The organism is Teichococcus oryzae, assembly GCF_008386565.1.
GTDB classification, from domain to species: Bacteria; Pseudomonadota; Alphaproteobacteria; order Acetobacterales; family Acetobacteraceae; genus Pseudoroseomonas; species Pseudoroseomonas oryzae.
On sequence record NZ_VUKA01000007.1, the window covers coordinates 11,369 to 34,764 of the forward strand.

Sequence of the window (23,396 nt, forward strand, 5' to 3'; positions counted from 1 at the left end):
AAACTGATACCGCCTTTCTCTGATCAGGCCCGCGAGCCTAGCTAGAGGGTGTTACGCACTGGCGGTGAGTTCTGCGGCGCGCCTGAGCAAGAGGATGATGAAGGCGACCAAGTGCGGGCCCGCCAGCGTTTCAGGCAGCCGCTCGTAACCGCGTGCTAGGCGCCGGAAACGGGCGAACCAGCCGAAGGAACGCTCGACGACCTAGCTCCTGGGCAGGAGCACGAAGCCACGCTTGGCCTTGGGCGATTTGGCCCCTTCAAGGGTGATGCGGTGGTCGGCCGTAGCCTGGGCGCCGCTCTACCTGCGGGGCCTGCCCGGACCCGGCGAGCGCAAGAGCCTGCAGCCAATGGTAGCCTGCCTGGGGCTGGGTGGCCATGACCAGCTGCAGCACTTCATCGCCAGCCTCGCTTGGGACGATGCGCCGCTCTGGCCGGCGGTCCGCAGGCCAGGCTGGTGATCGATGACACGACGCTGCCCAAGAAGGGCACGATGCCGGTCGGCGTGTTGCCGCAGTAATGTGATTAACTCGGCAAAAAGGCCAACTACCAATCGCTGGTGTCGCTCACCCTGGCGCAGGGCGAGGTGCCCGTCCCGGTCGGCCTGCGGCTTTTCCTGCCGGACAAGTGGACCAGCGCTCCGTTGTGCTGTGCCAAGGTAGGCGTACCGGAGACAACCATGGCACCACGAGCAAAGGGCGAGATCGCGCTTGGCGAGCTAGATCGGCTGACAGTGGCAGGCGTACGGTTCGGCACGGTGCTGGCGGACGTGGGCTATGGCGCGAATGCCGCGTTCTGCCAGGGCCTGAATGCCTGGGGGCTGCGCGGGGTGGTCGGCATTCTGCGCAACCAGAAGGTCTACAGCGCCGCCGTGCAGCTGGTGCCGCCGGCGGGGCAGGCCTGCAAGCTGGTGTCGAACGAGGCGCCCGCGAAAGCGGAGAAGATCCTGGCCGGGCTACCGTGGCGCCGCATCACTTGGCGGCAGGGTACCAGGGGTGCACTCGCTGCCCGGTTCGCCGCGGCACACATCCAGGCGGGCGATGGCGCTGTCTGGGGCAACAACCGGCACCTGCCGGGCGACGAGGCCTGGCTGGCGGGCGAGTGGCTCGCAGGCGGTGAGCGGAAGTATTATCTAAGCAACCTGCCTGCGGACACGCCGCTCCGCTTTGTCAGGCGATGCTGAATGTCATGCTCGTCGCAGACCCGATCGAAGATGTGCTGGATGTCCCAGGCATCCTGCTTGAGCGCGATGAACTGGACGCCGTTGTCGATCAGCACGGTGTGGCTGCGGTAGGGAACGGCCTTGACGAGGTCGCGCAGGACGTCCGCCGCCTCCATCTCTTCAGCGCTCTCGACGAGACGGACGGAGGCGAACTTGCTGATGCGGTCGATAGCGGCGAAAAAGCGCAGTTTGTCTTACTCGATGCTGCCCTCGGCCAGGTCAATGTGGAAGTAGCCGATCGCATAGGTGACGAAGCGCTACTTGGGCGGCTTGCCGCCTCCCACCTGGGGCAAGCGGCTGATTCCGTGTCGCTCTAGGCAACGATGGAGCGTTGAGCGGGTCAGATGCGGGTTAGGGCTATAGAGGAAGTTATCCAGCGGCAGCAGCGTGTGCCGGCGGAAGGCAACAATGATGGCCTCCTCCTCCGGCGCCAGGATGGTCGAGCAGCCTCCTTCAGCCCCATACAAGCGGCCGTTATGGTAGGCCACCTGCGCCACTCTTCGATGGTGGTGGGGCTGACGCCGAAGCACTGGGCCAGGCCCCTTAAGCTCTTGCTGTAGCTGGATCGTGCGACGAACTACCTTCGCCGTACTGGCGCAGCTGTGGAGAACCTGGCCCATAGCGCATCCTTCGCAACATGGGCGGTCAAGCGTACCACCACCCCTTAGGACTAAACACTCAGCCGATCCGGAGCGCCCAGCGCCATTGCTGATACTAAGCAAGACCCAACATCAAAAACCAGTCATATTCGCCGCCAGCAGTGTAGCTCCGCGATTAGCAGAGCAGTCCTGAAGCCATGCTCAATCAATCAGATGACTGGTCACACCTGACCCCATTCCAGCTTGATCAATAGATTCCTGGGGACAGTTTCCACCACGGATAGCAGATCCCTGCGGATCTGGCGATCTACCCGCCCCCAACCACACAAGCACAAATGCCGCTAAGAACGCACAAGATGGTGCCAGATCTTCAAGCCCCCGCCCTATAGTTGAACCTTCCCTATCTCTGATGGGCGTGCCTGGAGAAGCCCTAGCCGTCATCAACAGCCTCTTGGCCTTCTAACTTCAGCTTTAATGGTTCCCCCACCGCCTCGTTGACAGCTGTCAATGATCCTCATTCAATCCTCTGGCCAGCGAAGTGGTTATATACTAACGCTTAAAGTCCTCATTGCTGGAGAAATCCGTCGATCATGCCGAACCTTTCAGCTACGGATCTGCCCCGTTTCCATACCATTGATGCCATGATTGGAGCGGATGCCAAAGCTCTGAGTGCCCAGCTCGCACTCCTCCGAAACCGTGTTTTCCCACCAGCCGCTCAAAAGACCCTGCGGCGCTTCTCCAGCGGTGAAACTGCCTCCCTGGTTCAGATCAGCGATTCCTATCTCAGGCAATTGGCTCTGGCTGGAGAAGGCCCCACCCCCGAAAAGGGAAGCGGAGGGCGCCGCTCCTATACCCTTGAACAAATCCATGAACTGCGAGCATATCTAGGAACAAAGAAGAAGTCGGGGCCACCCCATCGCCGGACTGGAGAGCATCTTCAGGTCCTTGCCGTTGCCAATTTCAAAGGGGGCTCGGGAAAAACAACAACAACCGTCCACTTAGCCCAATACCTCGCTTTCCGAGGCTTCCGGGTGCTGGCACTGGACCTGGACCCTCAGGCCAGCCTTTCAGCCATGTTTGGCTATCAGCCGGAGTTGGATATCGGAGAGAATGAAACACTCTACGCGGCATTGCGCTATGACAGCCAAAGGCGTGCCCTACGAGAGGTTATCCGACCAAGCTATATCTCGGGGCTCGATGTGGTTCCGGCCAATCTGGAACTCCATGAGTTCGAGCACGATACGCCGCGCTTGCTCGCACAAGCGGACCGTCGCAAGGAAGCATTGTTCTTCACCCGCCTGAGCGAAGCTCTTGCCACAGTCCAGGCCGATTACGACGTCGTTGTGATCGATTGCCCGCCACAACTTGGCTTCCTGACCTTGGCGGCCCTTTGTGCAGCGACGGGCGTGTTGATCACAGTGCATCCCCAGATGCTCGATATCGCCAGCATGTGCCAATTCCTGCTCATGACCTCCGATCTGTTGTCGGTGGTTCGTGAGGCCGGCGGCACCTTGGATTACGACTTCCTGCGCTATCTCGTTACACGCTACGAGCCGCAAGACGGGCCGCAAACACAGGTTGTCGGCTTCCTGCGGAGTCTTTTCGGCGATCGTGTCTTGACCAATCCGATGGTCAAATCCACCGCCATCTCCGATGCCGGTCTGACGAAGCAGACCCTTTATGAGGTCGGGCCACAGAATTTCAGTCGTGAAACCTACAACCGTGCCAGCGAAGCGCTTGATGCCGTGAATGGCGAAGTCGCGCAGCTGATGGCCGCAGCCTGGGGACGAACCAGCCGATGAAACGCAAGGACACCCTCCGCAACCTCCTCGGCGGCGGCGCAACAACAGAACCGGCACCCTCCAGCCCGACGGCACGTGTACCTTCAGGGGCCGTACGGGCCATGGGCCTCAATCTGGGCCATCTTCGTGACGAAGCGGAGAGCCTTCGGGCGCAGCTAGAGGCCGGGGCCGCCGTTGTTGACCTGGACCCAGCCGATATCGACAGCTCCTTTATTCAGGATCGTATTGCCGCCGACAATGATGTCGAACTCCAGGCCCTGGTGCAGAGCATCCAGGAGGCCGGGCAACAAGTTCCGGTTCTGGTGCGCCCGCACCCTGACATTCCCGGGCGGTACCAGATGGCCTACGGCCATCGCCGGCTGATCGCGGTCCGGCGGCTTGGTTTCAAGCTCAAGGCGGTTATCCGACCCCTGACCGATGCTGAGTTGGTGGTGGCTCAGGGCAAGGAGAACATCGAACGCCGCAACCTCACCTTCATCGAACGCGCGCTTTTCGCAGCCCATCTGGAACAGCACGGTTTTGATCGTCCAACTTTGCACGCTGCTCTGGCAGTTCAATCTGCGGAAATGACCCGCTATTTGCAGGTGGTCCGGGCAATTCCGCGAACGGTGATCCTGGCCATTGGCGCCGCGCCTCGCACCGGCCGGCCACGCTGGCTGGAATTGCAGCGGCTCTTCACCCATCCTCAGGCCGAAAGCTTGGCGCGCCGCGCCATGGACGCGCCAGGCTTTCGGGCCTTGAACAGCGATGCCCGCTTTCAACGCATCCATGATGCTTTGCGCCAAAGCACTTCGGAAGAAGATGCCGAACGGTACTGGCGCAACCCCAAAGGCGACCCGGTGGTGCGGATCGAGGCCAGTGGACTTACCACCCGGCTGACCATCAATGAGAAGCTGGAGCCCCATTTCGCGCGCTTCCTTGTGAACCGCCTGGATGCGTTGCACCGGGAATTCCAGGCAGACCAGGAAGGTTAGGTGTGGACTTTGGCGACCATGCCCCACAGCACAGCCGCGTTGCGCTTCTTTCCAGCCCTGTGGACTTTCGCGACCAGGCATCGGGATCGGAAGAGGCTGCCGGAACCCGTTGGAGAAAAAGGCATCTTCCGCCGCTGGATCGGCTCCGGAGTCGCGATGCAAGCAGGATCCAGGATCCCCAGGCGGCTTCGTGGACCTTGCCGGCCATACCGTGGACTCTGCCGTCCTGCCTCTGCGGAGAATCAATACCTTAGAGAGGTTTTCCCGTGGACTTTGGCGTCCCAGAGCAAATAGTAGTTCCAATTAGTCTCAATTGGCTTTGGTCGGCAAAGTCCACGGCGACAGCGGCGGCGACCTCGGTCAGGTTGCCACACCAGCAGCAGCCAGGAGCGGAACGGCCATGGCGACGGTCCACAGCCTCATTGAAGCCTTTGGGCGGCAGGCAAGTCGCGACTTGGTGGAAGGGCGGCGTGGCCCCCGCATTGTGGAGGCAGCAGCGTCCTGGGCTGCGGATGAGGATATCGGCACCGGTTACATTCATTCGGGCTGGTGCCAAACGGCGTTGCCGCATCGCCGCCCTGAGGATGACGCGGCGATCTGGAAGCTGGAAACTGACAGCCTCACCCTCCTGGTGGAACCAGGCATCCGCTTGAGGCCCGACGGCAGCACGGCCCATGTGGGCGTGCCATTCGGCTCCATTGCCCGGCTGATCCTGATTTATCTTCAGTCAGAGGCGCTTCGCACCGGCTCCCGAGACGTGGCCCTGGGACGTTCGCTTCGGGACTTCCTGGGCCGCCTGGGCATTTCCGTTGGCGGCAAAACCACAAAGCTGGTCCGGGAACAGGCCGACAGGATCAGCCGCTGCCGCCTGTCTTTCCACTTCACCCGCAATGGCACGTCGATCCTGGTCAACCAGAACATCGTCGATATCGCAATGTTCGTGGATGACCCGGCAACGGGCAGAGACCGCCGCCAAACTGATCTGTTCGTCGAAACGGCGCGGCTATCCGAGAGCTTCTTCCAGCAATTGCGTCAGCACGCCGTGCCCTTGGACGAAGCCGCAATCCGCCATATCCGCAATTCCTCCATGGCCCTCGACGTGTATTGCTGGCTTGCCTACAGGCTCCATGCCCTGCCTGACATCAAGCTGATCAGCTGGACGGCGCTTGCCACGCAATTCGGGGCCGGCATCAAGCTGCGGAAGCATTTCAAGGCCGCCTTCACCGAGAATCTTCAGCTCGCCCAGGCCGTCTATCGTGACGCGAAGGTGGAGCTGACACCCGATGGTTTGATTCTGCACCCATCCCCGCCGCCAGTGCGGAAACTGCCTTCACTGAGGGCGGAAAGATAGCCGGCAGAGTCCACAGCCAAGCTGTCGGCCAGTGGCTTCTCAGGACCAGGAAGGCAAGATCGAGCGAGGGCAGGACCCTCGCTCGGGTGTTCTCAGCCGAGGCGTTCCTTCAGGTCCTTGGCGGGCTTGAACTTCACCGACTTGCTGGCCGCGATCTGCACCACTTCGCCAGTCGCCGGGTTGCGGCCCTGACGCGCGGCACGCTCACTGATCGCGAAGCTGCCGAAACCAGCCAGCCGAACTTCGCGGCCGGCACCCAGGGCATCGCCGAGCGACGTCAGGATAGCCTTCAGCACGGCGTCAGCCTGATTCTTCGGCAGGCTGGTGGCGGCCGCGGCAGCGTCGACCAGTTCCTGGCGGCTCATCGGGCGGGTTTGGTCAGACAAAGGCGTACTCCGGATTTGATGTAGAGACCTGATAGGAGGAACACGCCCACCATTCCACGGTCAAGCCGTAGGCTGTAGAGACGGCAGTCAGAGCGGAGTTTTTCCACCGCAAAGCGACTGAAGCCCTGAGAGCGTGCTCCCCAGGCCACAGAAATGCTTATCTCCAGGCTTTAAGAACCTCGGGGGTCCGGACGGCTTCGACCTGCTGCCCGAAACGCTCCCGGTACAGGGCCAGCAAAGCATCGTGGGTGTGGTCGGAGGACGAGCAGATCGCGTCCACCGGCACCACGACCCGGTAGCCTAGATCCACCGCGCCCAGCACCGCCGCCAGTACGCAGACATCGGTTTCCGCCCCGGTGATGATCAAGGTATCGATGCTTCGCTGTTGCAGGCGCCGGTGCAGATCCGGCTCCGTCCAGGGGGAATAAACCGCCTTGTCCAGCACCTCTGCCGGGGGCACCAGCCGGGCCAGCTCGGGAAGCAGATCGGTCTGGCCGGGAGGTAGGGCTTCCAACGTCATCTGCGACCAGTGCTGATAATACTGGCGCCAGGCTCCTCGCATTTCCTCGGGCCGGGCAGGGGGGATGAAGCGGGTGAACAAGGTTCGGTCCAGCCTGGCACAGGCCAGTTCCTCCACCACCGGGAGGACCCGTTTCAGCCAGGGTGTTTCCCAGGGTCCTTCCGCGAAGAGCCGCTGCATGTCGATACAAAGATGCAGCACATTCGGGCCGAGTGGCCCATGACGCAGCCCTTCACGATCCGCCATGATCGGAATTCTCCCTTGCTAACGCCCGGGAGAACGAGTTCCGCCGCCAATGGGATGCAGCGTCAGGCCATTATTCCATTGGCACGTTGCGGCGGAGTTCCTCGATCCAGGCTGTCGCATTGCCATCCGACGGCGCCCGCCAGTCACCCCGTGGCGACAGGGAGCCACCGGCCGCAACCTTTGGCCCGTTCGGCATGGCGGAGCGCTTGAACTGCGCGAAGCCGAAGAAGCGCCACAGGAACACCTCCAGCCATTTGTGGATGACAGGCAGGTCGTAATGGCCACGCTTGCCTTCAGGAAAACCCGGCGGCCAGGAGCCGCGCGCCGCATCTTCCCAGGCCTGCAAAGCGAGAAAAGCGATCTTCGATGGGCGGAACCCGTAGCGCAGCGTGTAGAACAGGTTGAAATCCTGCAGCGCGTAAGGGCCGATCTTGGCCTCGGTGCTCTGAAGCTGCTGGGTTTGCGCATCCGCGGGGATCAGTTCCGGAGAAATCTCCGTGTCGAGGATGGATTGCAGGGTGGCACCCACCTCGTCGGAAAAGTCGCCCGAGGCGATGGCGAAACGGATGAGGTGCTGGATCAGCGTCTTCGGCACGCCGGCATTGACATTGTAATGCGACATCTGGTCGCCGACACCATAGGTGCACCAGCCCAGCGCCAGCTCGGACAGGTCGCCCGTGCCCAGAACCATGCCGCCTTCATGATTGGCCGCGCGGAACAGGTAGTCCGTGCGCAGCCCCGCCTGAACATTCTCGAAGGTGACGTCATAGACCGGCTCGCCACGGCCGAAGGGATGGCCGAGGTCGCTCAGCATCTGCTTCGCGGCGGGGCGGATATCCAGTTCCCGCGCGGTGATTCCCAGCGCTTCCATCAGGGCATGCGCATTGGTCTTGGTGCCGGTCGAGGTGCCGAAGCCGGGCAGGGTGTAGCCGATGATGTCGGTGCGCGGGCGGCCCATCCGGTCCATCGCCTTGGCGGCAACGATCAGCGCCTGGGTGGAATCGAGGCCACCCGAAACGCCGATCACCAGCTTGCCGCTGGTGGAGCCAAGACGTTGCACCAGTCCCGAGATCTGGATGTTGTAGGCCTCGTAGCAATCCTGCCGCAGCCGCGCCGCATCGGCCGGCACGAAGGGGAAGCGTTCAATAGCCCGTTCGAAGCCGATATCGCCATCCGGAGGGTCCACCCGGAAGGCGATCCGCCGGAACGGTGCCGAATGCAGGCGGCGGTTGTCGTCGAACGTACCTTGCCGCGCCCGTTCCTGCCGCAGCAAATCGAGATCGGTGTCGGCGATGACGATCTGGTCCTCATCCGGGAAGCGGTCACTTTCGCGAAGAATGGCGCCGTTCTCGAAGATCGAGACCTGTCCATCCCAGGCCAGGTCGGTGGTGGATTCGCCCACGCCCGCCGCGGCGTAAAGATAGGCGGCCAGGCATCGCGCGGACTGGCCCTGTGCCAGGAGGCGGCGCGTGTCCGCCTTGCCCACGGTGATGTTGCTGGCCGACAGATTGGCCAGAACCAGGGCGCCATTGGCCGCCGCGATGGAGGAGGGCGGGACCGGCACCCAAACATCCTCGCAGATCTCGGCATGGATGATCAGGTCTGGCACATCTTCCGCGGCGAAGAGCAGGTCCGGGCCGAAAGGCGCGTCCATTCCAGCGATCCGGGCCGTGCTGCCTTCTGTGCCGGCGCCGGAGGCGAACCAGCGCCGCTCGTAGAATTCACGGTAGTTCGGCAGGTGAACCTTGGGCACGATGCCGAGCAACCTGCCGCCCTGGATCGCCAGGGCGGTGTTGTAGACCCGGCCAGCATGGCGCACCGGCGCGCCGACCAGCATGAGCACCCGCATGTCACGGGAAGCCGTCACCAGCGAGAAAACGGCGTCTTCCACCGCATCCAGCAAGGTGTCCTGCAGGTGCAGATCATCGATCGCATAGCCGGACAGACCCAGTTCCGGGAACACCGCCAAGGCCGCGCCTTCGGCGTCGCAGCGGCGGGCGGCGGCCAGAACAGCCTCGGCATTGCGGGCAGGGTCGGCCAGGGTGCACCGTGTGGTGCAGGCGGCGATACGGGCGAAGCCGTGACGGTAAACCGAGCGAAAATCCATGTCAGGAGATTGGGGGCTCATGCGCGCATCGTCCAGAGACGGGATGGGGTGTTGACGTCGGCTTGTAGCCTTGGCACCCCCATGTCCTCCCTTGCAGTGACGGAGGCGTAGCCATGCTGGGCCTGATCTCGGCCGCGCGGGGCGGCCGCCTGTTTGTCGCCGATGCGGCACCGCTTGTGCTTGTTGGCAATCGTTGCAGCGTCCCAGCGCGTGATATCGCCAATCCTCAGCCGGGGCGGTTCAACCGCTGGCGGCAGAATTCCTGGCACCGCATCACCGAGCCTTGCAGCGAGTTGGAGATCCGCTGGAACAACATCACCGGCGGCCGCACCCTGCGCCCGGGTGCATCGGAGATCACATTGCGCGCGGCGGCGCCGAAGCCGCGCTTCGATCAACCGTCCAGAGCCCTGGCCTTTTCCGGAGGGCGGGGGCTTCTGGCCCCGGACGGGCAGGCGCGTGCCTTCGTGCCGATGGCTTACCCGGCGGGCGACATGCAACTAGCAGTGGAGATTGTCTGGGCGGAGCCGCCCGGACGCTTCCCGGGCTCCGATTTTCCGGCCTTCGGGCCGGACGAGGTCAGCGCCTGCGACGAGGCGGGGCAGGGGGGAAGCGCGGTCACCGCGCAGGGCTTCGCCCCCTATGGCCGGGCAGCCAATTATCTTGTCCTGCCGCCCACAGCGATCCTCGGGCGGCCTTTGCCGGGCGCCGCGCCGCGGGCACGCATCGCCGTTCTGGGGGACAGCATCTCCTCCACCGGAGCGGCCGGCGCATCGGCGCGCATCGGGGCCTGTCTTCATCCCGGCTTCCTGTTGTCGGCGCTGGCCGATGCCGACCTTCCCTACATCAATCTTGGCGCGGCGGGCCTGTCCCTGGCCGAGGTGATGGCGGCGCCGGCCGAACAGCGCATACGGCGATTCGGGATGCTGTGCGACATCGGCATCACCCACATGGTGTGTCTGCTGGGCCAGAACGACCAGGCGGCGCGACGCAACGCTGAACAATTCCTGGGGGATCTGGAGCGTTTGAAGCGGCAGCTTGATCCACTCGGGATCCGGCTCATTCCCGGCACGTCCTGGCCCCGCACCGATCCAGGAAATTCAGCGCCGTCGCAACAGGCTCCGGAGGATTCCTGGCTTCAGTTGGACAGGATCACGCGCGCGCTGCGCGAGCGGAACGGCGTCGGCTACGGGTTCTTCGACGTGGAGGCGGTCTTCGGCGATCCGGACCGGCCAAGACTGTGGCGGAGCGACAAGGGTGGAGTACCGAAAGACGGCATCCATCCTGGCGATGGGCTGCACCAATGGGCACGGAAGCGGTTCGGGGAGGTGCTGCCGGTGCTGCTGGCCCCGCCCACCCTGCCATAGGCAGGAGGGCGGGGCCGATACGGCGCCTCAGCGTGCCGGCCGGGCTTCGGCAGAAGAAAGCCCCGTCTCCGCCGCATGCTGCGGCGCAGGGCGATGGCCACGGCGCAGCATGTTGCGGCCGGGGATCTCAATCAGGTGGTAAAGCGCCGCAGCCGCCAGCAGCGACAGGATGGTCCCCGCCAGCACCGGGAGATGGGCCGTCGGCTCGATGCCGGGAGCGACAATGCGCAGCAGGTTCTTGAAGGCCGACCAGACCACGGCATGCACCATGTAGAGCGCGAAGCTGATCTCGCCCAGGTAGACAAGCGGCTTCCGTGCGGCGAGGCCGGCCAGCCAGTCACCCGGATTGCAGAGTGCCAGGATCAGGATTGCGAAGCCCAGCGTGTAGGGTAGCAGCGATTCTTCCGGCAGCAGCCAGCATCCGGCGAGCAGAAGGGCCAGGACCCCCACCCCCGTGAAGCGGCCCAGATGCCGGGCAAGGCCAAGCCGGCCCTCGCATTCCCGCAACACCATGCCGATCACGAAGCCTGTGGCGATGCGCCCGAGCGGGTGGGTGGTGAACTCCGTTCCCGTCAGCAGCAGGGCGGCAATACCGAGGACAATCCATCCGAGCAAAGGCAGCCGCATCAGCAGCCAGCACAGGAAGGGAAAGGCCAGATAGGCGGCCCATTCCGCGGAGATCGACCAGGCCGGCACGTTCGGCGATCCAATTCCGAACCATGACTGAACCATCAGCGTGTTGGCCAGGATGCTCAGCGGGGAATAGGAATCCACATCCCCGGGCACCCGGTTGAACACCAGCACAGCCACAGCATAGAGCAGAAGAGCGCCAACCATGGTGACGATATGCAGCGGCCATATGCGCGCGAAGCGATAGAGCACAAACCGCTTGACGTCATTGCTGTTCAGCGACGAAGCGAAGACGTTGCGGTACACATGATGGATGATGAAGCCACTGAGGATGAAGAAAAAGGCCACTCCCAGATGGCCGCGCATGAAAATAGGCTCCAGGCCAAACCACGATGTTGTTCCTGGTGTTGTGGGATCTACCGGAAGGTGATATGCCACAACAGCGAGAGCAGCCGGCCCGCGTGCTCCAGTCAAAGCTGGGATATCTTGGCGTGGGCGCAGAGCCATATCAGGCGAACTGGGCAAGAAGGTTTCTCCTTCTGGGGCAGGACTGCTCCATGCGCTGCAAGCACATAATCTGCGGCCCCTTAGGGTTGTAACTCGATGTTACAAAAGCGGTCGTGGCAAGCCAGGAACCTGGCGTCTTGTTCCGCCACTCACATCATCGGCACCGGCCGTTGCACGAAAGCCGTGTAGCACCACTCAGGGTGAAAGCAAAAGAGCGTCATCCTTTCAGATGACGCTTGTTTCAGGCTAAGGCGCAGTTCTCAGACAAAGGTGTAGTCGGCGCTTGTCAGAGAGGTGATTCCGATCAAGGTCACGTACTGGCTTGTTCCGTCAGCAGTCCGGATCTCCCAGACTTCGCCATTATTTGTCAAGCTCGCGCCTGAGCCGAAACCTTGCAGCTTCAAAAGGTCTCCGCTGGGGGAACTGGCGGACCGAGCCTCGAAGTCGGTGATCGTGTCGTTCCCTTCGCCCTTCACGATCAAGAAGGTATCGTTGCCCTTGCCGCCAGTCAGGATGTCGTTGCCACCGCCGCCATTGAGCGTGTTCGGGCTGTCATTGCCGGTGATGATGTTGGCCAATGCGTTGCCGGTGCCGTTCGACCAGCCCGTGCCGGTGAAGGTCAGGTTCTCCACATGGTCGGGCAGGGTGTAGTTGCCGATCCAGGTGGACACCGTGTCGATGCCGCCGCCCGCGAACTCGACCACCTTGTCGTTGACCTCGAAGACGATGTAGGTGTCGTCGCCGAGGCCACCTGCCATGACGTCGCCGCCGCCATTTGACTGGCGCCAGTCATTGCCATCGGTGCCGGTCCAGTTTTCCTTGGCGCTGGTGCCCCAGGACTTGGTGACCCAGGTGCCGCTGGCCATGGCCGTGCTGGTTGTCACAGGTGGCGGCTGGGGCGTGGCGATGGAAGGCTTGAAGGCCACATCGTCCGCGGTCAGTGCGTCGAGCCTGACATTCTCCAGCGTCAGCACCTGGCCGTTGCCGAGCTTGAAAACGGTGTTGGCGCCCGACTGCGTGCCCGCCGCCTTCAGCGCGCTGAAGCTGTTGATCCCGCTGAGATCCTCGAAGCTCAGCATGTCCTCGCCGGCTGTGAAGTCGGTGATGATGTCGCTGCCTTCGCCGCGGGCGATGACAAAGGTGTCGCGGCCCTTGCCGCCGGTCAGGATGTCGTTGCCACCCTTGCCGTTCAGGATGTTGTTGCCGTCATTGCCGGTGATGATGTTGGCCAATGCGTTGCCGGTGCCGTTCGACCAGCCATAGCCGAAGAAGCTCAGATTCTCGACATTGTCGGGCAGGGTGTAGCTGCCAATCCAGGTGGACACGGTGTCCACTCCCTCGCCGGCGGCCTCAACGACCTTGTCGGTCGCGCTGGAGATGACATAGGTGTCGTCACCCCTTCCGCCTTTCATGACATCGGCACCGGCGCCGCCAGATTGATGCCAGTCATTTCCTTCGCTGCCCACCCAATTCGTGCCGCCCCAGGACTGGGTTGTCCACAGCGCGCTCGTCATCGGCTTGGTGGTGCTGTTGCCGCTATAGACAGGAAGGTAATTGGTCGAGATGGCACTGGCGGTCAGATCGGCCAAGGCGAAGCCTTCCAGCGTCAGGATCTGGCCACCGCCCAGGTTGAGAACGGTGCTGGCGCCTTGCTGGACCGCACCAGCCTTCAGCGCGGTGAAGCTGGCGAAGGTAAACCCTTCAAGCCTGATGAGATCCTGACCAGCCGTGAAATCGGTGATGACGTCATTGCCGTCGCCCTTGGCCACAACGAAGGTGTCCTTGCCGCCGCCACCCGTCAGCACATCGTTGCCGGACTTCCCGTTCAGGACGTTGTTGCTGTTGTTCCCGATGATGATGTTGGCCAGTGCGTTCCCGGTCCCGTTCGACCAGCTATTGCCGGTGAAGGTCAGGTTTTCCACATGGTCGGGCAGGGTGTAGCTGGCGAGCCAGGTCGAAACGGTATCGGTGCCTTCTCCGGCGGCCTCTACGATCCGGTCGTTGAGGTTCATCACCACATAGGTGTCGTCGCCGAGCCCTCCCTTCATGATGTCGTCGCCCTTGCCACTGGACTGGTGCCAGTCATTGGCGGCTGTGCCGTTCCAGTTAGTGCCGCCCCAGGTCTGGAACATCCAGGCACCGCTTGCCTTCGCCACGTTGCTGTCCGCAGGCGCGGTAGAGGAGGGGGGGGAAAGATCCCCGGGCAGTTCGACAACGGTCGGGCCGGAGAAATTCTCCCGGTAGGCGTCACCCGTCAGCGGATCGCTGTTGTCAGAAAGCTTGCCAGGATACTGGGCATTCGAATCCCACAGGGATTGCAGCACGACATCATGGCTATCGAACCACTCCTTCACGAGCCTGACGTATTCTGCCGAATAGTCGCCCTGAACGCCCCATTCGGAATAGGAGGTCGGCTTGTTGTGAGCGGCCGCGAAATCCTCCAGCCACTTCAGGCCGTAGGTATCGTCACGGATGAAGTTGAAGGCCTTGACGGGATCATGGCCGTGGAATTCGGGCTTGTAGTAGAAGTCCATCCCGATGATGTCGACATAGTCATCACCCGGATAGATGGAGGCGGGATCAAGACCGCCACTGGTTTGGGAGATGTTCCATTCGAAGATGAAGCGATCGGAAACCTCGCGAAAGGTCTCGACGAACTGCCGGAAGGCGCCCTTGAAGGCTTCTTCTTTTCCGACGGCGCTCCAGAAGAACCAGCTGCCATTCGCCTCCCAGCCGGTCCGGACATAGATCTTGTCGCTGCCAGGGGTGCCAGCCAGAATGACTTCGGCGACCTGCTTGTAATACTCGTTGTAGGCGCCAGTCGCGGCGCTGCCGAGATTGCCTTCCCTGGAAATGATCGGAACGGACCAGAAGATGTCCCGGTCCAGTCCATTCCAAAGCGTGCTGATGCTCCATTTGGCGCTGCTGAGGTAATCTGCCCAGTTGCCGTAGCCGACAACCGCATGGACGAAGTCGACTTCGCGCCCCAGCCAGGCCTCGAAGTCATAGACGAGCTGCTTGCTGTTATCGATGTAAACGCCAAGAGCGGTCATCGGCCTTCTATCCCGTCGGTCATGTCAGACCTCACGGTTTTATGAAGGCTATCACCAAAATTTGGTTAAGGACGCTCTTGCAAATTTAGATTCTAGCGAGGAGCCAAACCTAAAGAATTCTCATAATGTTAATTATGTAAAGCCACGCTGAGTTTGACCCTCAACGTGGCTTCCTGTTTCTATTTCAGATGTTGGGCAAGATGCTTGTTCATCTCGAACATCGTCACCTTGTCCTTGCCAAAGACCTTGCGCAGCTTGTCGTCGGCAATGATCTCGCGCCTGTTCTCGGCGTTCTGCAGGTTATGCTCCTTGATATAGGCCCAAACCTTGCTGACCACTTCGCCGCGCGGCAGCGGCGCTTCGCCCACCACGCTGGCCAACTCGGCCGATGGCTTCAGGGGCTGCTGCAACGCATTGGGCTTCTTTCCCTCGGGGGCCTTGGTGGCGCTGCTCTTTGCCTTGGTGGCCATCCCATCACTCCTTTGCTTTCGGTTCAGCCTCGCTGAAACGCCTCCGGGCGGCAGGGGATGCAGTATAATGCGGCTTGCCGGCCCAGGAGCGACCCCCGAGAATGGGAACATCTTACCCCTTCCCGCAGGCGCCATGCCAATCCGCCCTGAACTGCGCTGGTTTTATCCTATTGATTGGGCACAACTCAGCCGGGCGATCCGCTTCGGCCGTGCCGCCGGGCGCTGTGAAACCTGCGGCAGGTCCCATGGCGCTGAAATTCTGTGCCTTCCGGATGGGCGGTGGTATGACGAAAGCCTCCCTGGCTGGCGTGACGGGCGCGGCCGGCGAATCGCGCCGCCAAAGGCCGAGGAAACCGCCAGGGCCCGCCACACCCGAGTGGTCCTGGCGGCAGCGCATCTTGACCATAACCCGGCCAACAATCATCCGCGGAATCTGCGCAGCCTTTGCCAGCGCTGCCATATGTTGCACGACCGGCCGCACCACTTGGCGCAGCGCCGCCTGACCTATCGCCGCCGCTGGGCGCTGGGGGACCTGTTCACTGGGCCTTACTGGCCTTGATGCGATCTTGGCTCTGGACGCGAATGCGAATGAGTGTCATTTGAACAGGATTGCCTGCCCGTTCTAGGAGCCGCCTCCATGATTTCGGAGTTCGCCCCTGCCTTCCAGGGGCCGCTCGCCTTTGCCGGCGATAGCCTTGTGCTGGGCCAAGAAGCGCGGCCCACCGTCGCGGTAAAGGACCTGTTGCAGCCGGGCATGATCGGCGAGTTGGTGGAGGCTTTCTCCCGCCGATATCCAGGCGGCGACCACCCAGCAGTGTTGTCCATGTGGAGCCAGTACTACATGTCGGTGCTGGTTTATCCCGTGCTCAGCGTCGCGCTCGCATTGCGGCGCGAACTGCCCGTGGCGCCAGAGGATGTGTCGCTGGTGATCGGTGACGATGGCGCGCCGACGGCGCTGTTGCTGCCTCATGCCGGCCGGCCTCTCCCGGATGGGCCGATCGGCGCCGCATCCTTGAACCGCCTGGTGCGCGGCCATCTGGAGCCGGTGGTGCAGGCCCTGGCCTCTGCCGGCCGGGTTTCCGCCCGTGTCTTCTGGTGCAATGCCGGCGTGCGGATCGGGGATGTGCTGCGCCTGCTGGGCGATATGGCCGGAAGCCACGAGGTCAGGGACCGCCTTCTTCACCAGGATTGCTGGGAAGATGGATGGACCAACCCTCTGGCGCGCAGCTTCCATCCTTCTGCATGCCTGACGCAGCCTTCGCCGCAGCGCCGCGTCTGCTGCATGCGCTATCGCCTTCCGGGTCTGGAGCGCGGTTGCGGCACCTGCCCCCTCCCCGAGATCCGCCAGCGGCACCTTCACTGACCTACCGGCTTGCCGTCTCCTGATCCGTCAGGATCATCGTTCGGCGCTGGTTGTGGCGGCCTGTTGAATATGGCGGGGGGGGGCGGTGTTCGATACCTGCCTCGCCGGAAATGCCTGAGCACAAGCCGATAAAGCCGCGGCCGAATAAGCTGGACCAGGGCGGTGGATTTGGTTGCCGCCCTCGCGCCTGCCATCGGCGGGAATAATGCGGTGCCGACATGCGGCATCACAGATCAGGATGTGGCGCGCATCGTGCTGATTGCCGGGAGCCCCTTCGTGGGCCGCATGAAGGAGAGTGTTGCGGAGCAAGGCAAGAAATGCCTAGGCTTGCGTTCTGCGGCGCCCCGGCGCCGCCAAAGCAGGCCGCCGCAAGGCGAAGCCGGGACAGGGAGAGAATATCCATGCGGCATGGCGCCTCCACGCCTTGCTGGCCTGTGGCGTGCGACTGAGCCATGGCCAATGTCCATATCGATAATGTACGCAAATCCTTCGGCCAGACTGCCATTCTGCATGGCGTGAGCGTCGACATCGCCGATGGTGAGTTCGTGGTGCTGGTCGGCCCTTCCGGTTGTGGCAAATCCACCTTGCTGCGCATGATCGCGGGGCTGGAGAACATCACCGCCGGCGAGATCTCGATCGGCGGGCGGGTGGTGAACAACGTGCCGCCCAAGGACCGGGACATCGCCATGGTGTTCCAGAACTACGCGCTTTATCCGCACATGACGGTGCGCGACAACATGGCCTTCTCCATGAAGCTGGCCAAGGCGCCGGCCGAGGTGATCGAAGCCGAGGTCAGCCGCGCCGCCCGCATCCTCGGCCTCGGTGCGTTGCTGGACCGCTATCCCCGGCAGCTGTCGGGCGGCCAGCGCCAGCGCGTCGCCATGGGCCGCGCCATCGTGCGCAACCCGCAGGTCTTCCTGTTCGACGAGCCGCTTTCCAACCTGGACGCCAAGCTGCGCGTTCAGGTTCGGGCCGAGATCAAGGAACTCCATCAGCGCCTCCGCACCACGACGATCTATGTCACGCATGATCAGATCGAGGCGATGACCATGGCCGACCGGATCGTGGTGATGCAGGGCGGCCATGTGGAGCAGATCGGCGCGCCGCTGGAACTGTATGACCGGCCGGCCAACATCTTTGTTGCCGGCTTTATCGGCTCCCCGGCCATGAACCTGCTGCCTGGCCGCTTGCACAACGGTGCCTTCCATGCCGACCCGGACACAGGCGCCGTGCCCGAGGGGGCGGCGCCCGCCGGGGGGGATGGCGTGCTGTGGCCGTTGCCGCCCGGCGGCCGGCCGGCCGAGGGGCAGAAGGTCACCTATGGCTTCCGCCCCGAGCATCTGCGCCTGGTCTCCGATGGCATTCCGGCCACGATCCAGCTGATCGAGCCCACCGGCTCGGAAACGCAGGTCGTTGCGCAGGCGGGAGGAAGGGTGATCAGCGGCGCCTTCCGCGAACGCATCGCCGCCAAGGTGGGCGAAACCATCCATGTGCTGCCGGATCCATCCCTGGCGCACCTCTTTGATGGCGGCAGCGGCCAGCGGATCAGCGCATAATCAACACAACGGCGCAACCAAGCGCCGAGCAGGGAGCAATCGACCATGACACGCATCACCCGCCGCGACGCGCTGGCTCTCGGTGCCGGAGGTCTGCTGGCCGCAGGCCTGCCCCGTCCCGCCGGCGCCGCCATTCCGATGGGCAATGCCACGCCGCCCCCCGCCAGGATCGAGAGTGGCGCGACGCTGCGCGTGCTCCGGCCCACCAAGTTCGTCGATGCCGATGAAACGGTGTTCCGCGCCAACACCCAGAAATTCACCGCCGAAACCGGCGTGCAGGTGCGCGTCGATTTTGCGGGATGGGAGGATCTGCGGCCGCAAACGGCGGTTGCGGCGCAGACCGGCGCCGGCCCGGACGTGGTCGTGGCCTGGGCGGATGATCCCCATATCTATGCCGACAAGGTGCTCGACCTGTCCGAACTGGCCGGGTATCTCGGCCAGAAATATGGCGGCTGGCTCGCCCTGCCGCAGCGCTTCGGCAAGAAGTGGGGCACGGAGCAGTGGGTCGCGCTGCCGATGGGCGGCTCTGGCGGGCCCTGCGTTTATCGCATCTCCTGGGCCAAGGAGGCGGGCTTCGAAACCTTTCCCACCGACCATGCGGGCTTCCTGAAGCTTTGCCAGCAACTCAAGGCGAATGGACACCCCGCCGGCTTTGCCCTGGGCAATGCGGTCGGTGACGGCAATGCCTATTGCAACTGGCTGTTGTGGTCGCATGGCGGCATGGTGGTGGACGAAGCCGGCAAGGTCGCGATCAACAGCCCGGAAACGATCAATGCGCTGAAATATGCGCGGGAGCTGTATCAAACCTTTATTCCGGGAACGCTGTCCTGGGGCGACGTCAACAACAACCGTGCCTTTGCCGCCGGCGAGATCGGCCTGACGCAGAATGGCGTGTCCATGTATTTCGCGCTCAAGAACGATCCGCGCACCGCGGCCATCGCCGAGGACACCGGGATGGCCCGGATGCCCTTCGCGCCTGGCGGCAAGATGGCCGAAAACGTGCTGCTGCTGAACGCCATGGTGTTCAAGCACACGCGCTATCCCAACGCCGCCAAGGAATATCTGCGTTTCATGATGGAGGCGGAGCAATACGACACCTGGTTGACCGGCTGCGGAGGTTACTGGTCGCATCCGCTCGGCGCCTATGCGCAAAGCGCCGTCTGGACCGGGGATCCGAAGATCGCCGTGTACCGCGATACCAATACGGTTGAGTTCTGGTCCGGCTACAAGGGGCCGATCAGCGCCGCCTCCGGCTCCGTCGCCGCGGATTACGTGGTGGTGCAGATGTTCGCCGCCGCCTCCTCCGGGCAATCGACGCCGGAAGAAGCGGTGCGGGAGGCCGAGCGCCGCGCCCGCCGTTATTATCGCTGACCGGCTGACGCTGTCCGTTCAACCTTGCGAGCCTGGCCTGTCCACCACGCCGGACAGGCCAGGCTCCAGGCTTCATCCGCGGGGCATTGCCGCCCCGCCCGCCGGAGGAGGCGCAGACCGCCATGTCCGTCAGCACCGAGCGTCACGTGACATGGAGGCGCCCAGAGGTGGCACCCTCTCTGCTCGCGCGGCTGTTCGATTCCAAGCCTTTCCTGATCGCCATCTGCCTGCTGCCGGCGGTGGGCCTGCTGCTGGTGTTTCTCACCTACCCTCTCGGGTTAGGCATCTGGCTCGCCTTTACTGACACCCATGTGGGACGCGGAGGCTATTTCGTCGGCTTCGAGAATTTCGAATCCCTCTGGTATGATCGGGTGTTCTGGGGCGCGGTGTTCTACACCGTATTCTACACCGGTGTCGCGACAGTGCTGAAATTCGGCCTGGGCCTATGGCTGGCCCTGTTGCTGAACGAGAATCTGCCGTTCAAGTCGCTGCTGCGCGCCATCATCCTGTTGCCCTGGATCGTGCCGACCGTGCTGTCCGCCATCGCCTTCTGGTGGATGTACGATGCGCAGTTCTCCATCATCTCCTATGTGCTTGTGGACGTCCTGGGCTGGCGTGAAACCTATATCGACTTCCTCGGCACGCCCTGGCATGCGCGGTGGTCGCTAATCGCCGCCAATGTGTGGCGCGGCATTCCCTTTGTCGCGATCAGCCTCCTGGCAGGGCTGCAGACCATTTCTCCCTCGCTCTACGAAGCGGCGCTGCTGGATGGCGCATCGTCATGGCAGCGCTTCACCCGCATCACGGCGCCGCTGCTGATGCCGATCCTGGCGGTGGTGCTGACCTTTTCCGTGCTGTTCACCTTTACGGACTTCCAGCTTGTTTATGCCATCACGCGCGGCGGGCCGATCAACTCCACCCATCTCATGGCGACGCTGGCCTTCCAGCGCGGCATTCCGGGCGGCCAGCTGGGCGAAGGCGCGGCCATCGCGGTATCGATGATCCCGTTCCTGATCCTGGCCACGATGTTCAGCTATTTCGCCCTGGCCCGGCGGAAGTGGCAGCAGGGAGGCGACGATGAGTGAGGCCGTGGCGCAACGCCCCCGCAAGGTGAAGGCCGACCTGCCGGAGCGCCTGTCCTGGCAGTCCAACCGCCGCCGCCTGGTGACGGTTTACCTGCCGCTGCTCTGCTTCGTCTTCGTGCTGTTATTTCCGTTCTACTGGATGACGGTGACGACGTTCAAGCCGAACGCAGAGCTGTACAACTACGCCGAGAATAACCCCTTCTGGGTGCGGTCCCCAACCCTCGCCAACATCAACAAGCTGCTGTTCGAAACAAGCTATCCAAGCTGGCTGTGGAACACGATGCTGGTGGCTGTCTGCTCAACCGTGCTGTCCCTCGTGGCCTCGGTACTGGCGGCCTATGCCATTCAGCGCTTGCGCTTCCGGGGGTCGACCTATGTCGGCCTTGCGATCTACATCGCCTATCTGGTGCCGCCCTCGATCCTGTTTATTCCGCTGGCCACGATGGTGTTCCAGCTGGGCCTGTTCGACAGCCCGCTGGCCCTGATCCTGACCTACCCGACCTTTCTGATCCCGTTCTGCACCTGGCTGCTGATCGGCTACTTCAAGTCGATTCCCTATGAGCTGGAGGAATGCGCGCTGATGGACGGCGCGAGCCGGTTGCAGATCCTTTGGCGGATCACCCTTCCGCTGGCGGTGCCAGGCCTGATCAGCGCCGGGATCTTTTCGTTCACCTTGTCCTGGAACGAATTCATCTACGCCCTCGCCTTTATCAGCAGCAGCGAGAACAAGACCGTTCCGGTCGCCATCCTGACCGAGCTGGTGCAGGGCGACGTCTATCAATGGGGCGCGCTGATGGCGGGGTCGCTGCTGGGTTCGCTTCCCGTCGCCATCTTCTATTCCTTCTTCGTGGATTATTATGTGTCTTCCCTCACGGGGGCGGTGAAGGAATGATCCCCAGCTTCAGCTGAGGAAATCCAGGAGCAGCCGGAGCGTATTCTCCGGCCGCTCCTCCTGCGGACTGTGGCCGCAATCCACCGCTTCGCCACGCACATCCACCGCTTTGTCACGCCAGGTTTGCAGCACGTCATAAAGCTGGCCGACCACGCCACGTCCGCCCCACAGGGCGAGCAAGGGCGCGGCGATTCGTTTCTCCGCATCCTCCGCGTCATGGTCGAGGTCGATGCTCGCCGCCGCGCGGTAATCCTCGCAGATGGCATGGTGCGTCGCCGGATCGCGGTAGCACCGGAGATACTCGGCGAACACAGCGTCACTGGTGGAGCCCGGGACCTTGATCTGGTTGGCGATGTGCTGGCGCAGAAAGAATTCAGGATCGGCGCCGATCATCCGTTCCGGTAGCGGTGCGGGCTGGATCAGGAAGAACCACCAGAAATAGCGAGTGGCGAATTCCTTGTTCGTCTGGGCGTACATGGTCGCCGTCGGAGCGATATCCATGACGACGATCCGTTCCACGGCTTCTGGATGGTCCAGGGCCATGCGATGGGCCACGCGGCCACCGCGGTCATGCCCGACGACGGCGAAGCGCTTAAAGCTCAGGGAGCGCATCACCTTCACCTGGTCCAGTGCCATGGCGCGCTTGCTGTAGTTGACGTGGCCGGGGCCGCCTTCCGGCTTGGAGGAATCGCCATAGCCGCGCAGATCGGCAGCCACCACGGTGAAGCTGCGGGCCAGGGCGGGGGCGATCTTTCCCCAGGTCAGATGGGTCTGAGGATGGCCATGCAGCAGCAGCAGGGGTGGCCCCTTGCCGCCCCGCGCGATCCGGATGCGGGCCTCCCCGGTCTCGATGTCGGCAAGCTCGAAGCCTGGGATGTGGCATGGGGGCAAGGCCATGATGCCGTTCCTTTCCCGCTGCGGCGAGAGGGTCCAAAAAAAAGGCGGTGCCGAAGCACCGCCGAGTTTAGGGAGGAAACGTCCAAGAAAGGCAACATAGCGGCCGAACCGCATATGCTACATGCAGGAAACTAGCCTAATCATGACCGATTGCAAGTATTTTTTTGCAACGCAACATGACCGAACAGGCAGATCGATCCAAGGAACCCCATCACCATGATGGCCTATGTTCCCTGAACCTCTGCGGATCAGAACGCATCGCCAGAACATCCGGTTGCTTCTTTTAATCGCGAATGGTGCTCATCATGGCCGGACTGACACCCTTGGCAGAACCGGCCACTGGAGATGGTTGTTAATCACTCCGGATGCGCGTCACTTCATCCCGGGACGCCGAAATTGGCAGGCTCAAGCTCTGAAGTTCAGACGGGTTCCCTGGAGCCTTCCGCGGGGCGGCCAAGCCCCTTCAACCATGAAAAGCTTCCAGCGTTATCGGAAGCGCGCCCTAGCCCGCTCGTGGCGCGTCCCAGATGGCTTCCGTGCCTATCCGCATATTCCACGAACAAGAATGGACAGGAGGACGGACATGAAGACCCTGACCAAAGGTGTGGCTTTGCTTGCCTTGCTCCTTGCCGCTCCGGCCATTGGCGTGGCCCAGGCGGCCCAGCAGGGTGGCTCCGGGCGCGGAGCCGAAGGCAATCTGCAATCCGGCGCGGCAATGGATGATGCCCAGAAGCGGTCATCCGGAACATCGGACACCGGCACCCCCGCCCAGCCAGAACAACGGACCCAGAGCCCCCGCCCGCCCGGGACAGCGGACAGCCCGGCGCGGCAGCGGCCCGAGGGCAATCTTGGTTCAGGTGCGGCCATGACCGGCTCTCAAAGGGAGTCAACCGGCGCCGGCACGACAGGCGGAGCATCGCCGCCGACGGCGTCTCCGCAATCCCCGGGGGCAGCCACGCCCGCGCGGTAGCGTGATCGGGCGGGATGGCCGCCTTGCAGGGTGAA

The 23,396-nt window shown here is 63.0% G+C and carries 16 protein-coding genes and 3 pseudogenes; 10 read left to right on the forward strand and 9 right to left on the reverse strand.

The features are described 5' to 3' along the window. Positions 1-51: 51 nt before the first annotated feature. A pseudogene (locus F0Q34_RS14040) lies at positions 52-267 on the reverse strand (transposase); the annotation flags it as partial. Between the two features lie 19 nt (positions 268-286). Here F0Q34_RS14040 and F0Q34_RS14045 point away from each other — a divergent pair. Next, positions 287-1,161 (forward strand): annotated as a pseudogene (locus tag F0Q34_RS14045) (IS701 family transposase); the annotation flags it as partial. On the opposite strand, the pseudogene F0Q34_RS22360 reads toward F0Q34_RS14045, so the two are convergent. Beyond that, positions 1,161-1,838, reverse strand: a pseudogene (locus tag F0Q34_RS22360) (IS481 family transposase); the annotation flags it as partial. The pseudogenes F0Q34_RS14045 and F0Q34_RS22360 sit on opposite strands and share 1 nt — an antisense overlap. 569 nt (positions 1,839-2,407) lie before the next feature. Here F0Q34_RS22360 and repA point away from each other — a divergent pair. From repA to F0Q34_RS14065, 3 genes are all read left to right on the forward strand, one after another. Then, positions 2,408-3,619, forward strand: coding sequence for a plasmid partitioning protein RepA (gene repA / locus F0Q34_RS14055; protein WP_149812857.1), 1,212 nt, complete (start codon positions 2,408-2,410; stop codon positions 3,617-3,619). Next, positions 3,616-4,593, forward strand: coding sequence for a plasmid partitioning protein RepB (gene repB / locus F0Q34_RS14060; protein WP_149812858.1), 978 nt, complete (start codon positions 3,616-3,618; stop codon positions 4,591-4,593). Before repA ends, repB begins: the two co-directional genes overlap by 4 nt. Before the next feature lie 400 nt (positions 4,594-4,993). Continuing rightward, positions 4,994-5,944: a replication protein RepA gene (locus F0Q34_RS14065; RefSeq protein WP_149812859.1), complete on the forward strand. Its 951-nt coding sequence runs from the start codon at positions 4,994-4,996 to the stop codon at positions 5,942-5,944. Between the two features lie 92 nt (positions 5,945-6,036). Here the strand turns inward: F0Q34_RS14065 and F0Q34_RS14070 are convergent, their stop codons facing one another. The 3 genes from F0Q34_RS14070 to F0Q34_RS14080 form a co-directional block, all read right to left on the reverse strand. After that, positions 6,037-6,330: an HU family DNA-binding protein gene (locus F0Q34_RS14070; protein ID WP_277755282.1), complete on the reverse strand. Its 294-nt coding sequence runs from the start codon at positions 6,328-6,330 to the stop codon at positions 6,037-6,039. Between the two features lie 157 nt (positions 6,331-6,487). After that, a complete protein-coding gene (locus F0Q34_RS14075; RefSeq protein WP_149812861.1) occupies positions 6,488-7,096 on the reverse strand; it encodes a cysteine hydrolase family protein in 609 nt (202 codons plus the stop codon). A gap of 70 nt (positions 7,097-7,166) precedes the next feature. Continuing rightward, positions 7,167-9,224 (reverse strand): NAD(+) synthase, encoded by a 2,058-nt coding sequence (locus tag F0Q34_RS14080; RefSeq protein WP_456316243.1) that lies wholly within the window; start codon positions 9,222-9,224, stop codon positions 7,167-7,169. A gap of 92 nt (positions 9,225-9,316) precedes the next feature. Between F0Q34_RS14080 and F0Q34_RS14085 the strand changes: the two genes are divergently transcribed. Next, a complete protein-coding gene (locus F0Q34_RS14085) occupies positions 9,317-10,567 on the forward strand; it encodes an SGNH/GDSL hydrolase family protein (RefSeq protein WP_149812862.1) in 1,251 nt (416 codons plus the stop codon). Positions 10,568-10,594: 27 nt separating this feature from the next. On the opposite strand, the gene F0Q34_RS14090 is transcribed toward F0Q34_RS14085, so the two are convergent. From F0Q34_RS14090 to F0Q34_RS14100, 3 genes are all read right to left on the reverse strand, one after another. Further along, positions 10,595-11,704, reverse strand: coding sequence for an acyltransferase family protein (locus F0Q34_RS14090; RefSeq protein WP_241665503.1), 1,110 nt, complete (start codon positions 11,702-11,704; stop codon positions 10,595-10,597). A gap of 260 nt (positions 11,705-11,964) precedes the next feature. Beyond that, positions 11,965-14,757: a glycosyl hydrolase gene (locus F0Q34_RS14095; RefSeq protein ID WP_149812864.1), complete on the reverse strand. Its 2,793-nt coding sequence runs from the start codon at positions 14,755-14,757 to the stop codon at positions 11,965-11,967. 179 nt (positions 14,758-14,936) lie between these two features. Beyond that, entirely contained in the window at positions 14,937-15,227 is a 291-nt protein-coding gene (locus tag F0Q34_RS14100; RefSeq protein WP_149812865.1) for an SWIB/MDM2 domain-containing protein, read from the reverse strand. Positions 15,228-15,864: 637 nt separating this feature from the next. Here F0Q34_RS14100 and fhuF point away from each other — a divergent pair. The 5 genes from fhuF to F0Q34_RS14130 all read left to right on the forward strand — a co-directional run bounded on the left by fhuF (position 15,865) and on the right by F0Q34_RS14130 (position 21,494). Next, positions 15,865-16,590 carry a siderophore-iron reductase FhuF gene (gene fhuF, locus F0Q34_RS14110; protein WP_149812866.1) on the forward strand — a complete coding sequence of 242 codons (726 nt, stop codon included), beginning with the start codon at positions 15,865-15,867 and terminating at the stop codon, positions 16,588-16,590. 452 nt (positions 16,591-17,042) lie between these two features. Then, positions 17,043-18,146, forward strand: a complete 1,104-nt coding sequence (locus F0Q34_RS14115; protein WP_149812867.1) for an ABC transporter ATP-binding protein — start codon at positions 17,043-17,045, stop codon at positions 18,144-18,146. Positions 18,147-18,191: 45 nt separating this feature from the next. Then, positions 18,192-19,517 (forward strand): ABC transporter substrate-binding protein, encoded by a 1,326-nt coding sequence (locus F0Q34_RS14120; RefSeq protein ID WP_149812868.1) that lies wholly within the window; start codon positions 18,192-18,194, stop codon positions 19,515-19,517. A gap of 167 nt (positions 19,518-19,684) precedes the next feature. Then, positions 19,685-20,602 carry a carbohydrate ABC transporter permease gene (locus F0Q34_RS14125; RefSeq protein ID WP_241665491.1) on the forward strand — a complete coding sequence of 306 codons (918 nt, stop codon included), beginning with the start codon at positions 19,685-19,687 and terminating at the stop codon, positions 20,600-20,602. Continuing rightward, positions 20,595-21,494: a carbohydrate ABC transporter permease gene (locus tag F0Q34_RS14130; RefSeq protein WP_149812870.1), complete on the forward strand. Its 900-nt coding sequence runs from the start codon at positions 20,595-20,597 to the stop codon at positions 21,492-21,494. The genes F0Q34_RS14125 and F0Q34_RS14130 overlap by 8 nt, the downstream gene beginning before the upstream one ends. 9 nt (positions 21,495-21,503) lie before the next feature. Here the strand turns inward: F0Q34_RS14130 and F0Q34_RS14135 are convergent, their stop codons facing one another. After that, entirely contained in the window at positions 21,504-22,391 is an 888-nt protein-coding gene (locus F0Q34_RS14135) for an alpha/beta fold hydrolase (RefSeq protein ID WP_174242053.1), read from the reverse strand. Positions 22,392-23,396 lie beyond the last annotated feature (1,005 nt).

Coding starts and splice junctions, on each gene's coding strand:
- F0Q34_RS14085 (WP_149812862.1), top strand. CDS start 9,317: ATGCTGGGCCTGATCTCGGCCGCGCGGGGCGGCCGCCTGTTTGTCGCC.
- repA (WP_149812857.1), top strand. CDS start 2,408: ATGCCGAACCTTTCAGCTACGGATCTGCCCCGTTTCCATACCATTGAT.
- F0Q34_RS14135 (WP_174242053.1), bottom strand. CDS start 22,391: ATGGCCTTGCCCCCATGCCACATCCCAGGCTTCGAGCTTGCCGACATC.
- fhuF (WP_149812866.1), top strand. CDS start 15,865: ATGATTTCGGAGTTCGCCCCTGCCTTCCAGGGGCCGCTCGCCTTTGCC.
- F0Q34_RS14080 (WP_456316243.1), bottom strand. CDS start 9,224: ATGAGCCCCCAATCTCCTGACATGGATTTTCGCTCGGTTTACCGTCAC.
- F0Q34_RS14065 (WP_149812859.1), top strand. CDS start 4,994: ATGGCGACGGTCCACAGCCTCATTGAAGCCTTTGGGCGGCAGGCAAGT.
- F0Q34_RS14130 (WP_149812870.1), top strand. CDS start 20,595: ATGAGTGAGGCCGTGGCGCAACGCCCCCGCAAGGTGAAGGCCGACCTG.
- F0Q34_RS14075 (WP_149812861.1), bottom strand. CDS start 7,096: ATGGCGGATCGTGAAGGGCTGCGTCATGGGCCACTCGGCCCGAATGTG.
- F0Q34_RS14095 (WP_149812864.1), bottom strand. CDS start 14,757: ATGACCGCTCTTGGCGTTTACATCGATAACAGCAAGCAGCTCGTCTAT.
- F0Q34_RS14120 (WP_149812868.1), top strand. CDS start 18,192: ATGACACGCATCACCCGCCGCGACGCGCTGGCTCTCGGTGCCGGAGGT.
- repB (WP_149812858.1), top strand. CDS start 3,616: ATGAAACGCAAGGACACCCTCCGCAACCTCCTCGGCGGCGGCGCAACA.
- F0Q34_RS14090 (WP_241665503.1), bottom strand. CDS start 11,704: ATGGCTCTGCGCCCACGCCAAGATATCCCAGCTTTGACTGGAGCACGC.
- F0Q34_RS14115 (WP_149812867.1), top strand. CDS start 17,043: ATGGCCAATGTCCATATCGATAATGTACGCAAATCCTTCGGCCAGACT.
- F0Q34_RS14100 (WP_149812865.1), bottom strand. CDS start 15,227: ATGGCCACCAAGGCAAAGAGCAGCGCCACCAAGGCCCCCGAGGGAAAG.